This window comes from Phocaeicola intestinalis (assembly GCF_014837065.1).
Classification (GTDB): Bacteria; Bacteroidota; Bacteroidia; order Bacteroidales; family Bacteroidaceae; genus Phocaeicola; species Phocaeicola intestinalis.
In genome coordinates this window covers 1-13,582 of the sequence record NZ_JACSPP010000077.1, presented here as the reverse complement: position 1 = coordinate 13,582, position 13,582 = coordinate 1, and the positions used below count along the sequence as shown (strand labels likewise).

The window sequence follows — 13,582 nt, the reverse complement described above, 5'->3', positions numbered from 1 at the left end:
AGGGCATTGGCGGCTGTCGGGGATACCTTGGGAATTAAACTTAAACATAATGCTGCTTAATTTTGATTAGTTACTTATTACTTTGCCGTTTCAGATATCTTCATGAGCTGTAGCAGTTAACTGGAATCGCCCATGAAGATATCTGCATTTTTCTGCGAACACTTTTTCCGAATCCATTGCCAGCTGAAAGAAAGGAATTATCTTTGCAACCAGACATAACACTCAAAAAAACGACAACACCGATGACCGATAAAATAACCTCTTATACCTTAGCCGCACTATTGCTTTCATCGCAGGCTCTGCCATGCCCTGCATCCTTATGGCAACAAAGCACCGTATCTGACACCATAACCACGGTAAGCGAGAACCAATGGAAAGGGAAAAAAGTGGCTTTTTTAGGCGATTCCATTACCGACAAGAAACACGTAGGAACTACCAAGAACTACTGGCAATACCTTGCCGAAATGCTGGGACTTACACCGCTGGTATATGGCATCAACGGCAACCAATGGAACGGTATTCTGAAACAAGCCGAACGGCTGAAGGCGGAAGCCGGTGATAACGTGGATGCCATCATCGTATTTTGCGGCACAAACGACTACAACGCCGGCATACCTTTAGGAGAATGGTATACATATACTTACGAAGAAACAACCGTAAAAGGCGGAACAAAAGAAGTGCGCAAGAAACGACATGCAGCACCCAACCCGCACACGTTCCGCGGAAGAATCAACGAAGCAATGCTATACCTGAAGAAAAATTTCCCAATGAAACAAATTATCCTGCTGACCCCCATCCACCGTGCCCAAGCAAGATTCAGCAAGGAAAACATCCAACCCGAAGAATCGTTTCCCAACAAACTGGGATTGTATGTAGACGAATATGTGAACGTTGTAAAAGAAGCTGCCAACGTATGGGCAGTACCCGTTATCGACCTGAACAGCATCAGCGGGCTGTATCCTTTGCTGGACGAACATGCTCCATACTTCCACGATGCACAGACCGACCGCCTGCACCCGAACGCTAACGGACACTACCGTATGGCAAAAGCACTTGCTTACCAGCTGCTGGCATACCCGGCAAACTTCTAAAAAGAATGCGGCCAGAAGTGAAAAACATTCATGTGTCGCAGGAATTACGGCTTTGTCAGGGAGTCGAAAGCCAATGCCTTATAAAACAGACATACAAGGCATTAGCCTTTAACTCCCTATAACTCTATCTCATTCCTGACTCTGTATGCAGCATTAAAAAGGCAAATCATCTTTTTCATCACCTGCCGAAAAGTCTACAGGAGCAGCCGGAGCAGCACCTATCGGCGGGAATGGAGCTTCGGGTTGCATAGGTTGTGGTGCACTTACACGTTCCACTTTCCATGCACGGATACTGTTAAACCAACGTCCTTGCCATTCGCGTGCATCAATGTCGAACGAAACGTTTAGTTCTTCACCTATCTTAATAGCAAACTGCTGTATCTTGTCGGCACCAAACACGTCAAAACACATCCGGCGGGGATATTGGTCGTGTGTTTCAATGACATACTCCTGTACCATCCATTCGTTTCCATTTCTGGAAGTACCGCTCTTCGGTTCGAGAACGGCAATTACTTTTCCTGCTAATTCCATATTTTCATTTTTAAATTTGGCTACGAAAATACGTTTTTCTACACAAGTAAACTAATTTTTTAGATACTTTTTGCGATGCATCTACAATCTTTTCGTAACTTTGGCTGATAAAATAAAAATAAGGATAAAACATACAAATATGAAATTTATTGTTTCAAGTACAAGCTTATTCAGTCATTTGCAGGCTATCAGCCGTGTTATCAATTCGAAAAACTCATTGCCAATTCTGGACTGCTTTTTGCTCGAGTTGCACGACGGGACACTGTCGATGACCGCATCAGATAATGAAACCACACTTTCTACCTCGATTGAAGTGAATGAATTTGACGGAGACGGACGCTTTGCCGTATCATCGCGTACACTACTGGAAGCATTGAAGGAAATTCCTGAACAGCCGCTCTCGTTTGCCATCAACCCTGAAAATCTGGAAATAACGGTGCAATACCAAAACGGGAAGTACAGTCTGATGGGACAGAATGCCGATGAGTATCCGAAACCGCAAGCATTGGGAAACAATGCTGTACAACTCACTATTCCTGCCAACGTCCTGCTGGACGGAGTAAACCGCTGTATCTTTGCCACTGCTGATGATGAATTGCGCCCGGTAATGAACGGTATCTATTTCGACATCACATCCGAGGATATCACACTGGTTGCTTCCGACGGACATAAGCTGGTACGCAACAAGACCTATGAAGCACACGGTTCGGAAAAAGCAGCTTTTATCCTGCCCAAGAAACCTGCCAATCTGCTCAAAAACCTGCTAACGAAAGAACAGGGTGATGTCCAGATAGGTTTCGACGACCGCAACGCAACATTCATCCTGGAAAATTACCAAATGGTATGCCGGCTGATAGAAGGACGCTACCCCAATTACAATTCGGTTATCCCACAAAACAATCCGCACAAGGCCGTTATCGACCGTAGCTCGCTTATCAGTGCTTTGCGCCGTGTATCTGTATTCTCGTCACAAGCCAGTAGCCTCATCAAGCTCAACCTCTCGACCAACCAGATGAAAATCTCGGCACAAGACATTGATTTTTCGACCTCTGCCGAAGAGACCTTGATGTGCCAGTACGAGGGAAATGACATGAGTATCGGATTCAAATCATCATTCCTGATTGATATCCTGAACAACATACCTTCGACCAACGTAGTGATAGAACTTGCAGACCCTTCACGCGCGGGAGTAATTGTACCCGAAGAACAAAGTGAAAACGAAGACCTGCTGATGTTGTTGATGCCGATGATGCTGAATGACTAAGCGATAACAAGAGTTTAAAACCAATAGTCCCGTTTATGACATCAGCATAATAAAACATAGACATCCAATTGTTTTTAACTCTTAAGCCACATGATATAGACAATTCATAAAAGAATCCGAATGAAACTGAACCTAAAGAATCCGATAGTGTTTTTCGACTTGGAAACAACCGGAACCAATATTAATACCGACCGTATCGTGGAAATATGCTACCTAAAAGTATATCCCAACGGCAACGAAGAAAGTAAAACGATGCGCATCAACCCTGAAATGCACATTCCCGAAGCATCGACTGCCATCCATGGCATCCACGATGAGGATGTAGCAGACTGTCCTACCTTCAAACAGATAGCCAAAGAACTGGCCCGGTCTATCGAAGGTGCCGATATAGCCGGATTCAACTCAAACCGATTCGATGTACCGGTACTGGTAGAAGAGTTCTTGCGTGCAGGCATCGATATCGACCTGAGCCGGCGGAAATTCATTGACGTGCAGGTCATCTACCACAAACTGGAACAACGCACACTCTCGGCTGCCTATAAATTCTATTGCGGCAAAAACCTGGAGGATGCACACACCGCCGAAGCCGACACACGTGCTACCTATGAAGTGCTGAAGGCACAGTTGGATCGCTATCCGGAAGTATTACAGAACGATGTTGCGTTTCTTTCTGAATACTCTACATACAGCAAAAACGTAGACTTTGCGGGACGCATCGTGTACGATGATAAAGGAGTGGAAGTATTCAATTTCGGTAAATACAAAGGAATGCCTGTATCAGATGTTCTGAAACGCGATCCCGGTTATTTCGGCTGGATGATGAATGGCGATTTCACGCTGAACACCAAAAATGTATTGACAAAAATCAAATTGCGCGAAAGCGGACTGGTAAAATAATATTCAAGTATCAGGTTTTAGACACCAGATGCCAGATTATTTTATCTTATTATAAAATCTGGCCAACCGGTACCTAACATCTAGTCTACTTAAAAATATGAAAGGCAAAAAAATTGTATTAGGCATAACGGGAAGCATTGCTGCTTATAAAGCGGCAGTACTGACCCGTGCATTGATAAAAAAAGGAGCAGAAGTGCAGATTGTCATCACTCCCGCAGGAAAAGAATTTATCACTCCCATCACACTCTCGGCACTGACCGGCAAACCGGTCATCAGCGAGTTCTTCGCACAACGCGACGGGACATGGCATAGTCATGTTGACCTTGGGCTATGGGCTGATGCAATGCTCATTGCACCTGCCACGGCTTCCACCATCGGAAAAATGGCACACGGGATAGCTGACAATATGCTGGTCACCACTTATTTGTCAATGAAAGCTCCGGTATTCATCGCTCCGGCTATGGACCTTGATATGTTCGCTCACCCGTCTACCCGCCACAACCTCGACATCCTGCGTTCGTATGGAAACCACATTATCGAACCCGCTTCGGGCGAACTGGCAAGCCACCTTGTAGGCAAAGGACGTATGGAAGAACCCGAAAAGATAGTAGAAGTACTGGAAACATTTTTTGCCCGGGCCGAAGACTTGAAAGGCAAACACATCCTGATAACAGCAGGCCCTACGTATGAAAAGATAGACCCAGTACGGTTCATCGGAAACTATTCTTCAGGGAAAATGGGATACGCACTGGCTGAAGCATGTGCCAGACGGGGTGCAGATGTTACCCTCATCAGCGGACCAGTCGCTCTCCAGGTACAGCATCCTGCTATCCGGCGCATTGATGTGGAAAGTGCCGAGCAAATGTATCAAGCTGCTATCCGTATTTATCCACAAGCCAATGCAGGTATCTTGTGTGCAGCGGTAGCAGACTTCACCCCCGAAACTGTAGCCTCCAACAAAATCAAGCGCGAAGGAGAGGACCTGATTGTCCGTCTGAAACCTACCCAAGACATTGCCGCTGCTTTAGGAAAGATAAAACGTCCGGACCAACGACTGGTAGGATTTGCTTTGGAAACGTATGACGAACAGATACACGCCCAAGAAAAACGGAAACGGAAAAATTTCGACTTTATCGTACTGAACTCGCTGAATGATGCCGGAGCCGGATTCAGATGTGACACCAACAAGATAACCATTCTCGACGAATCGGGAATCACCCCCTATCCACTGAAAGACAAACACGAAGTGGCAAGCGACATTATCGACAAATTAAGTGCAATCTTATAATTCTTACAGACAAACCCGAAGACTACATTATGTTACAGTCTATTCACATACAGAATTATGCGTTGATCGACAAGCTGGATATTGATTTCACACCAGGTTTTTCGGTTATCACCGGTGAAACCGGAGCAGGAAAATCCATCATCCTTGGGGCTATCGGACTGCTGTTGGGCCAACGTGCCGATGTGAAAGCCATCAAAAACGGAACTTCCAAATGCATTGTGGAAGCACGCTTCTGCATTGCTTCATACGGACTGGAAGCATTTTTTCAAGAACTCGACTTGGAATATGACCCTGAAGAATGTATCCTCAGACGTGAAGTATATGCCAGCGGAAAAAGCCGGGCATTCATCAACGACTCTCCAGCCTCACTGAACCAGATGAAAGCTTTGGGTGAAAAACTGATAGACGTCCATAGCCAACACCAGAACCTGCTGCTCAATAAAGAAGGATTCCAACTGAATATCCTGGATATTCTGGCACAAGATGAAAAACAACTGGAAGCATACAAACAGGTCTACCGGCACTATAAAGATATAAGCAACACACTGGAGGAACTGATTATACAAGCAGAAAAAAGCAGGCAAGACGAAGACTATCTGCGTTTCCAGCTGGAACAACTGGAAGAAGCCAGCCTCCATTCTGGCGAACAAACAGAACTGGAGCAGGAGGCCGAAACCTTAAGCCACACCGAAGAAATCAAAGCAAACCTTTACAAAGCCCAACAGCTGATAGACGGTACCGAAGCAAATGGTATCCTCTCACAGACCAAAGACTGCCAACAGGCATTACAAAACATTTCCAATGTATATCCTTCGGCATCCGAATGGGTAGAACGTCTGAGAAGCTGCTACATCGAACTGAAAGACATCGCACACGATCTCTCGGTAGCAGAAGCAGAAACAGAATTCAACCCCGAACGGCTGGATTATGTAAACGAACGGCTGAACCTGATATACAATCTTCAGCAAAAACATCGGGTAACGACTATCGAAGCCTTGTTGGAACTTGCAGAAAATTACCGCCATCAACTGAATGACATTTCATCGTTCGACGAACGAATAGCTGAACTCAACCAACAGAAAGAGGCCTTATATAATAAGGTATTGGAACAAGCCCGCCAGCTGACCAATCTCCGTACAAAGTCGGCACATCATATCGAAGAACAGATGAAAAAACTCTTAATACCACTGGGTATGCCCAACGTACGTTTTGCCGTAGAGCTGACTTCGCGTAAAGAGCCCGACCTTAATGGACTGGACAACGTAACGTTCCTCTTCTCTGCCAACAAAAACGGGGCATTGCAAAACGTTGCTTCGGTAGCTTCGGGAGGAGAAATAGCCCGTGTCATGCTTTCGCTCAAAGCAATGATAGCCGGAGCTGTAAAGCTGCCTACTATCATTTTCGACGAAATAGATACAGGCGTATCAGGCTCGATAGCTGAAAAAATGGCACTTATCATGCGCGATATGGGACGCCAGAACCGGCAGGTAATCAGCATTACTCACCTGCCTCAAATTGCGGCACGAGGCACAACACACTATAAAGTATATAAAAAAGATACAGAAACAGGCACCAACAGTTACATACACCGGCTTACACCGGAAGAACGGGTCAAAGAAATCGCACACATGCTGAGTGGAAGTGTACTGACAGAAGCCGCATTAAACAATGCACGTGCCTTACTGGAAAACCAATAACTAATAAAACATTGATTTTATGATAGAAAAAAATGAAATGATATTCGGCGTACGGGCGGTCATCGAAGCCATACAAGCCGGAAAAGAGATTGATAAAGTATTGATAAAAAAAGACATGCAAGGTGAAGTAGCAAAAGAATTGTTTGCCATACTGAAGCAAACAGATATTCCAGTACAACGCGTACCTGTGGAACGCATCAACCGCATTACCCGGAAAAATCATCAGGGAGTGGTAGCATTCATCTCGCCTGTTGCATACCAGCGTACGGAAGACCTTGTACCGTATCTTTTCGAACAAGGAAAAACACCATTGTTCATCATGTTGGATGGCGTAACCGATGTGCGTAACTTCGGCGCCATTGCCCGTACTTGCGAGTGTGCAGGCATAGACGCTATCATCATACCCGCCAAAAACAGTGTCAGCGTAAATGCTGATGCCGTAAAGACTTCGGCTGGTGCCCTGCTCACCCTTCCAGTATGCCGCGAAAACAACCTGACACAAACCATCCGTTTTCTGAAAGACAGTGGATTCAAGATTATAGCAGCTACCGAAAAAGGAGATTATGATTATACCAAAGCCGACTTCCATTCACCTACCTGCATCATTATGGGGGCCGAAGATAAAGGAGTCTCTTACGAAAACCTGGCCTTGTGTGACGAATGGGTAAAAATTCCACTTTTCGGAAACATTGAATCGCTAAATGTATCGGTAGCTGCAGGCATCCTTATCTACAAAGCCATAGAACAGCGCGGATTTGCCGAAAATGAAAAACAATAACCTTTATATACCGTTTACACACATGAAAAAAACTATAGCTATTTTATTTGTATTCGTTATGCCATTCTCTGTCCTGTTGGCACAAGAATTGCCTAAATGGGCAGAAAATGCCAGAAAAGCCGTTTTCTCCATCGTGACTTATACCAAAGACGGCCAAATTTTGAGCACCGGAAACGGATTTTATATCGATGAACAAGGTACAGGAGTTTCCGATTATAGCCTCTTCAAAGGCGCCGAACGTGCCATAATCATCACCGCAAACGGTAAAGAGCTGCCCGTGAAATACATGATGGGTGCAAACGATATGTATGATGTAGTGAAATTCAAAACCGATTTTGACAAGAAAGCCGAGGCTTTGCAACCAGCCACATTGCCTTCATCGACTGGCGAAACCGTGTATCTGGTTCCCTATTCTACCCAAAAATCATCAAAAGGACAAACAGGCACTATAGCCAAAGTAGATACCATTGGCGAACAACAATACTACTACACCCTTACCATGCAGACTACAGAAAAAACCGTAAGCTGCCCCATTATGAATGCAGCAGGACAAGTAGTAGGCATGATACAAAAAAACAACGACTCTGAAAGCAAAGAAAGTTTTGCCATTGGCATCCGCTATCTGACCGACTTAACTATCAACGCTCTCTCTGTCAATGACCTTGCCCTCAACTCCATCGGGATAAAAAAAGGACTTCCCGAAGACGAATCGCAGGCTTTGGTCTATCTGTATATGGCATCCGGCGTATATGCCCCCAACCAATACTTCGATTTGCTGAACGACTTTATCAGCCAATATCCCAATAATATGGAAGGCTACCTGCGCCGTGCTACTTATTACATCAATATCGGCGATGATACTCATTATGCCCTGGCTGTTGAAGACTTGAAAAAAATGCTTGATGTGGCCGAGAAAAAAGACGAAGCACATTACAACATAGCCAAACTCATCTATTCGTACCAGTTGAATATAGGCGACAAGAAGCCCTATGCTTCCTGGACATTCGATTATGCCCTCAATGAAATAAACGAAGCGTTAGCCATCACCCAAGAACCTATCTATTATCAACTGCAAGGAGACATCTATTTTGCCATGCAAAAATTTACAGAAGCCTATACTGCTTACGACAAGGTGAACAAGAGCAAACTGGCTTCAGCCGCAACTTTCTATTCTGCAGCAAAAGCCAAGGAACTGATAGAAGGAACCGACAAGAAAGAAGTCATAGCCCTGATGGACAGCGCCATTGCTTTTTATCCCAAACCCTACGGAAAAGATGCAGCCCCCTACCTGTACGAACGCGCCCGTATCAAATCGGACATGGAAGACTATCGGGGTGCCGTAACCGACTATAATGACTTCTACGATGCCATGCTGGGACAAACTTCTGCCGAATTCCATCTCATCCGTTCACAAGCAGAATTAAACTGCCGTATGTATCAGCAAGCTATCAACGACATCAACAAAGCTGTTGAACTTGATCCTAACAACGTAACCTATTGGGTAGAAAAAGGAGGCATACACATTCGAGTCAACCAAGCAGCAGAAGCTATACAAGCCCTGACACGTGCCATCAAGATGGATCCCGAAAATGCTCCTGCCTATCGTATGCTGGGATATGCACAAATCCAGAATAAAGAGAAAGATAAAGGCCTGGCCAACTTACAAAAAGCCAAAGACTTGGGAGATGAAGTGGCAGACGGGCTATTGCAAAAATACAAATAAACAAAGATTGATGTTACCGCCACAGAAAGACACAAAGACATTCCGGTTTTTCCAATACCACTTGCCTGTCTTTCTGTGGTGAACAAACAATATGTATGGAAAAATTCGAATTACATATTCTAGGATGCGGGTCAGCACTACCCACGATGCGTCACCAAGCCACCTCACAAATTGTCAATATCCGGGAAAAACTTTTTATGATAGACTGTGGAGAAGGCACGCAAGTACAATTGCGCCGTTCACGACTGAAGTTCAGCCGGTTGAATCATATTTTCATTTCCCATCTGCATGGCGACCATTGCTTCGGGCTGATTGGACTGATTTCTACATTCGGCATGCTGGAACGTACTGCCGACCTGCACATTTACAGTCATCCCGACCTGATATCCTTACTTCAAGCACAAATCGCATTCTTTTGCAAAGGAATGAGCTACAAGGTCATTTTCCATCCTTTTAACCCGAAAGAACAAGCTGTTATTTATGACGACCGTTCCATATCTGTAGAAACCATTCCTTTATGCCACCGTATGCCTACATGCGGATTCCTGTTCCGCGAAAAACCTACCCTAAACCACATCCGGCGAGATATGATTGACTTCTACCGCATACCCTTATGGATGATAAACCGCATCAAAGAAGGCGAAGATTTTATCACGGACAGCGGTGAAACCATCCCCAACAAATGGCTTACCACACCTTCCGACCCGCCACGCACATACGCCTATTGCTCGGATACCGCCTATTATCCCCGTATCATCCCTCAAATACACGGTGCCGACCTGCTGTTCCATGAAGCCACATTTGTCAATGCCGATGAAACGCGTGCCCGCCAAACCCAACACTCCACCGCCCGTCAGGCTGCCCAAATAGCCCATGATGCAGAAGTGAAACGTTTGGTCATCGGTCATTTTTCGGCACGGTACGACGATGAAAAGCAACTTTTAAAAGAAGCACAGGAAGTTTTCCCTGCAACCTTATTGGCACAAGAAAACCTGCAAATCAACTTATAGGCAAGTTAAAAAAACTTATCCCATTTAAACGTTGGCACTTCATTTTATCTAAAAACATATACAAAGACACCATTATGAATAACTATAACGAGGAAGAGATAATTGCCCAGCTACAAGACCCAAAGCTGCAACGGGAAGCTTTCGGGAAAGTGGTCAGGCACTACAGCGAACCATTGTACTGGCAAATACGACGTATGGTACTCTCCCACGATGATACAAACGACCTCTTGCAAAACACATTCATCAAGGCATGGAGCAATTTGGAATATTTCCGGGGAGAAGCACGCCTGTCTACATGGCTTTACCGCATTGCCATCAATGAATCACTGAATTTCCTGAACAAACAACGTGCCATAAACCAACTCTCATTGGATGAAGCCGAAACAACAGCACTTGCCAAGTTGGAAAGCGACCCCTATTTCGATGGTGACCATACCCAGCTACTTTTCGAAAAAGCCATACAAACCTTACCGGAAAAGCAACGTATCGTGTTCAACCTGAAATACTTCGAGGAAATGAAATACGAAGATATGTCGGAGATTCTAGGAACCAGCGTAGGTGCCCTGAAAGCCTCTTACCACCATGCCGTGAAAAAAATAGAAGAATTTTTAAACCAAAACGATTAAACCTTGTACCGGATTATCAATCTAATAAACAAAGGAAGGAGGGATGATACGATGAAAAAAAACGACCTTGAACTACAAAAGAAATACGGGAAACAAAATCCATTCACCGTACCGGAAGGATATTTCGAGCATTTTACCGAAAACCTGATGGAACGACTTCCCGAAAAAGAAGTCAAAGCACTTCCTGAAATCAAGTTATGGGACCGTGTGAAACCATGGATTTACATGGCGGCCATGTTCGTAGGCCTGATGTTCACTGTCCGTGCCTTTGTAGGCACTACCCAATCGGCAGATGACTCAGACAACCTTATCGATATGCCGGATGAATACATCGAATCAATCGTAGACCAAACGATGATGGATGATTATGAACTATACCAATATTTAACGGATGCCGATGCCGGTATCTATAACTAAAAGACCAATTCAATGAAGAAACTATTTTCGATTATGATTCTTCTTACCTGCTTCTGCACATACATGCATGCGCAGAAAAACAAATTGAGCAAAGAAGAATTCCGTGCACGGCAAGAAGCGTTTATTACCGAAAACGCCCGACTCACTCCGCAAGAAGCCAAAGAGTTTTTTCCACTCTACTTCGAACTGCAAGATAAAAAAAGCAAGTATAACCGTGAAGCCTGGCAAGAAATAAGAAAAGGAAAACAACCCAACGTAAGCGAAGAAGAATACAACCGTATCGTAGAAGACGTAATACAAACCCGAATCACCATTGACCAGCTGGACTTGGAATACGTACGGAAATATAAGAAATTCCTCTCATCTAAAAAGATATACGATATCCAGCGGGCGGAAATGAAATTCCACCGCCATTTGTTAAGACCAGAGAGGGAGAAAAAACCGAAGAAATAAATTACACGAATCAGAAGAGGCTGTCTCAAAATAGAAACAGGCACTCAGGATGAAATTACTTTCTGATACTCAATTACCATTTTGAGACAGCCTCATCAGCTTAGTCCGACAATCCAAGCCACATAGCTATCTTGCTTGTAAGATTATTAATCTTCATGCCGAAAGATTATTAATCTTCACGCTGTAAGATTAATAATCTTACAAGCGATGCAGCTATATTGCGAAAAGACCAAAGCTTACTTGTCATGCCGGATGTATAATCCGGCATAATTGAAGAAACGGATTTACAATCCAGCGTGACACCCTGTCAACAGAAGCGACACCGGAAGTATGCATTCCATTAAAATGCACAATTGCATACCGTCCAAAGTATAAACAACCTTTCCTGTCTTCCCCAATCGGACATCATATTAACAAACTGTTTTGAATTTCTACAAAAAGTTTTTCTCATCTTGATGTATTTATTCCCGTGTGTGCCTTGGGCGATAAATTCAAAACAGCTTCTTACAAGTCAAGTCTATAAAAAACAAAAGCCACAACGTCATCAGTTGTGGCTTCTTACTTCCTGCACGGGAAGAGAGACTCGAACTCTACAGAAACTTTGTCCTTCTTTCCCTATTCTGATATTCAAGCTGTTACGTTTCCGAATTAAGTTATTATTTTATTTGGTTTGTCCCGAATTAGTCCGATTCTCTCCGGAGTTAATTAGCTGATTCATTTGCTCTAAGAGCAATATTCTTTTATCTTTTTCTTCAAGTAGACGTTCCAGCAATGCAATTTTTTCTTTGTATTGCTGTTCATTATCTCCATGAGTAGATGGATAAGCCTTAAAAGGTTTCTCCCGTTCAAAGAACACATCCATCGATACTCCAAAAAAGTCGGCTACTTTCTCCAGACGTTTTACGGTGGGATTCCCGTTCACAATTTGGCTGAGAGAAGAGTTAGCTTCCGTACCAAGGTAACTTAAAAGTTCCTTGTTTTGTATATTTTTCTCTACCAATAATTGTTTAATTATTTGTCCATTATACATTATCGTTTCATTAAAACTTGAATCAAGCGTTCTTTCTCGTTAAGCAATTCCTTTAAATGCTCTATCTCTTTTTGGCATTCATGCAGTTGAATATCACCACTCACATTGTTTCCGTTTCCATTAACTGTATGTCCTATATTCAAATGGTGCTTTTCTCGTTCAAAGAACTCGTCTATTGACACGTCAAAGAAGTCTGCGATCTTTTCGATTGTAGTACAATTGGGTATACTTATTCCTTTAATGATATTATCTAAAGTAGCTTTTGTTATACCTGCATACGTGTAAACGTCTACTTTTTTGGCTCTTCTTTTATCTATTAAATCGCTTATAATCTGTCCTTTAAACATATATTCTTAATTTATAATAAGTATAAATTAATATACTAATAGTGATTTACAGGTATATTATAATATACTTTATGGTTTTATTTCTATACATTTGCACTATAAAATTAATAATAAATACGATTGTAATAAAAATAAACCTCTAAAAAGTAATATATATGGTTATATCTGACTATTATTCATCACTCGAGATTAAGCAGAAATCCGAGTTCATTAAAAAGGTTATTGAAACATGTGGATTCTCTTATCCCACCTTTATGACAAAGATGCGTAAAGGAAGCTGGTCTAAACTGGAGCGCGAAGCCATTGAAAGAATCATCAAGGAGGATAAACATGCAGACACCGATTGAATTTTATATAGTCAAAAAGAAATGGTTTGCGAATTAGACAACCGGAATTTAAGAGTCAGAAGTGACTCCAACTCTTCTTTATA

15 protein-coding genes are annotated in these 13,582 nt (G+C 43.3%); 12 read left to right on the top strand and 3 right to left on the bottom strand.

Annotation, left to right across the window (positions count from 1 at the left end):
• The first annotated feature begins 242 nt into the window (after positions 1 to 242).
• Positions 243 to 1,091: an SGNH/GDSL hydrolase family protein gene (locus tag H9625_RS15960; RefSeq protein WP_087406240.1), complete on the top strand. Its 849-nt coding sequence runs from the start codon at positions 243 to 245 to the stop codon at positions 1,089 to 1,091.
• A 153-nt stretch (positions 1,092 to 1,244) separates the two neighbouring features.
• On the opposite strand, the gene H9625_RS15955 is transcribed toward H9625_RS15960, so the two are convergent.
• Positions 1,245 to 1,622 carry a DUF3127 domain-containing protein gene (locus H9625_RS15955; protein WP_087207318.1) on the bottom strand — a complete coding sequence of 126 codons (378 nt, stop codon included), beginning with the start codon at positions 1,620 to 1,622 and terminating at the stop codon, positions 1,245 to 1,247.
• 139 nt (positions 1,623 to 1,761) lie between these two features.
• Here H9625_RS15955 and dnaN point away from each other — a divergent pair, with 139 nt between their 5' ends.
• From dnaN to H9625_RS15905, 10 genes are all read left to right on the top strand, one after another.
• A complete protein-coding gene (dnaN, locus tag H9625_RS15950) occupies positions 1,762 to 2,886 on the top strand; it encodes a DNA polymerase III subunit beta (RefSeq protein WP_022040508.1) in 1,125 nt (374 codons plus the stop codon).
• A gap of 120 nt (positions 2,887 to 3,006) precedes the next feature.
• Positions 3,007 to 3,783, top strand: a complete 777-nt coding sequence (locus H9625_RS15945) for a 3'-5' exonuclease (RefSeq protein ID WP_022040507.1) — start codon at positions 3,007 to 3,009, stop codon at positions 3,781 to 3,783.
• Positions 3,784 to 3,880: 97 nt separating this feature from the next.
• Entirely contained in the window at positions 3,881 to 5,071 is a 1,191-nt protein-coding gene (coaBC, locus tag H9625_RS15940; protein ID WP_022040506.1) for a bifunctional phosphopantothenoylcysteine decarboxylase/phosphopantothenate--cysteine ligase CoaBC, read from the top strand.
• Between the two features lie 29 nt (positions 5,072 to 5,100).
• Entirely contained in the window at positions 5,101 to 6,768 is a 1,668-nt protein-coding gene (recN, locus tag H9625_RS15935; RefSeq protein ID WP_087250827.1) for a DNA repair protein RecN, read from the top strand.
• Positions 6,769 to 6,787: 19 nt separating this feature from the next.
• Positions 6,788 to 7,546, top strand: a complete 759-nt coding sequence (rlmB, locus tag H9625_RS15930) for a 23S rRNA (guanosine(2251)-2'-O)-methyltransferase RlmB (RefSeq protein ID WP_022040504.1) — start codon at positions 6,788 to 6,790, stop codon at positions 7,544 to 7,546.
• Between the two features lie 22 nt (positions 7,547 to 7,568).
• Positions 7,569 to 9,269: a S1 family peptidase gene (locus H9625_RS15925; RefSeq protein ID WP_087207320.1), complete on the top strand. Its 1,701-nt coding sequence runs from the start codon at positions 7,569 to 7,571 to the stop codon at positions 9,267 to 9,269.
• A 95-nt stretch (positions 9,270 to 9,364) separates the two neighbouring features.
• Complete coding sequence (locus tag H9625_RS15920; RefSeq protein WP_087207322.1) at positions 9,365 to 10,279, top strand: ribonuclease Z; 915 nt, start codon at positions 9,365 to 9,367, stop codon at positions 10,277 to 10,279.
• A gap of 74 nt (positions 10,280 to 10,353) precedes the next feature.
• The gene (locus H9625_RS15915; RefSeq protein WP_087207324.1) at positions 10,354 to 10,905 is read left to right on the top strand and encodes an RNA polymerase sigma factor; all 552 of its coding nucleotides are present in this window, start codon (positions 10,354 to 10,356) and stop codon (positions 10,903 to 10,905) included.
• Between the two features lie 51 nt (positions 10,906 to 10,956).
• Complete coding sequence (locus tag H9625_RS15910) at positions 10,957 to 11,322, top strand: hypothetical protein (protein WP_191765297.1); 366 nt, start codon at positions 10,957 to 10,959, stop codon at positions 11,320 to 11,322.
• Positions 11,323 to 11,334: 12 nt separating this feature from the next.
• Complete coding sequence (locus H9625_RS15905) at positions 11,335 to 11,775, top strand: hypothetical protein (protein WP_022040499.1); 441 nt, start codon at positions 11,335 to 11,337, stop codon at positions 11,773 to 11,775.
• Positions 11,776 to 12,436: 661 nt separating this feature from the next.
• Here H9625_RS15905 and H9625_RS15900 read toward each other — a convergent pair.
• The gene (locus tag H9625_RS15900) at positions 12,437 to 12,805 is read right to left on the bottom strand and encodes a helix-turn-helix domain-containing protein (protein ID WP_087250820.1); all 369 of its coding nucleotides are present in this window, start codon (positions 12,803 to 12,805) and stop codon (positions 12,437 to 12,439) included.
• Positions 12,805 to 13,152, bottom strand: coding sequence for a helix-turn-helix domain-containing protein (locus tag H9625_RS15895; RefSeq protein WP_140406965.1), 348 nt, complete (start codon positions 13,150 to 13,152; stop codon positions 12,805 to 12,807). The genes H9625_RS15900 and H9625_RS15895 overlap by 1 nt, the downstream gene beginning before the upstream one ends.
• Positions 13,153 to 13,307: 155 nt before the next feature.
• Here H9625_RS15895 and H9625_RS15890 point away from each other — a divergent pair, with 155 nt between their 5' ends.
• Complete coding sequence (locus H9625_RS15890) at positions 13,308 to 13,499, top strand: hypothetical protein (protein WP_191765295.1); 192 nt, start codon at positions 13,308 to 13,310, stop codon at positions 13,497 to 13,499.
• The last annotated feature ends 83 nt before the right edge of the window (positions 13,500 to 13,582 follow it).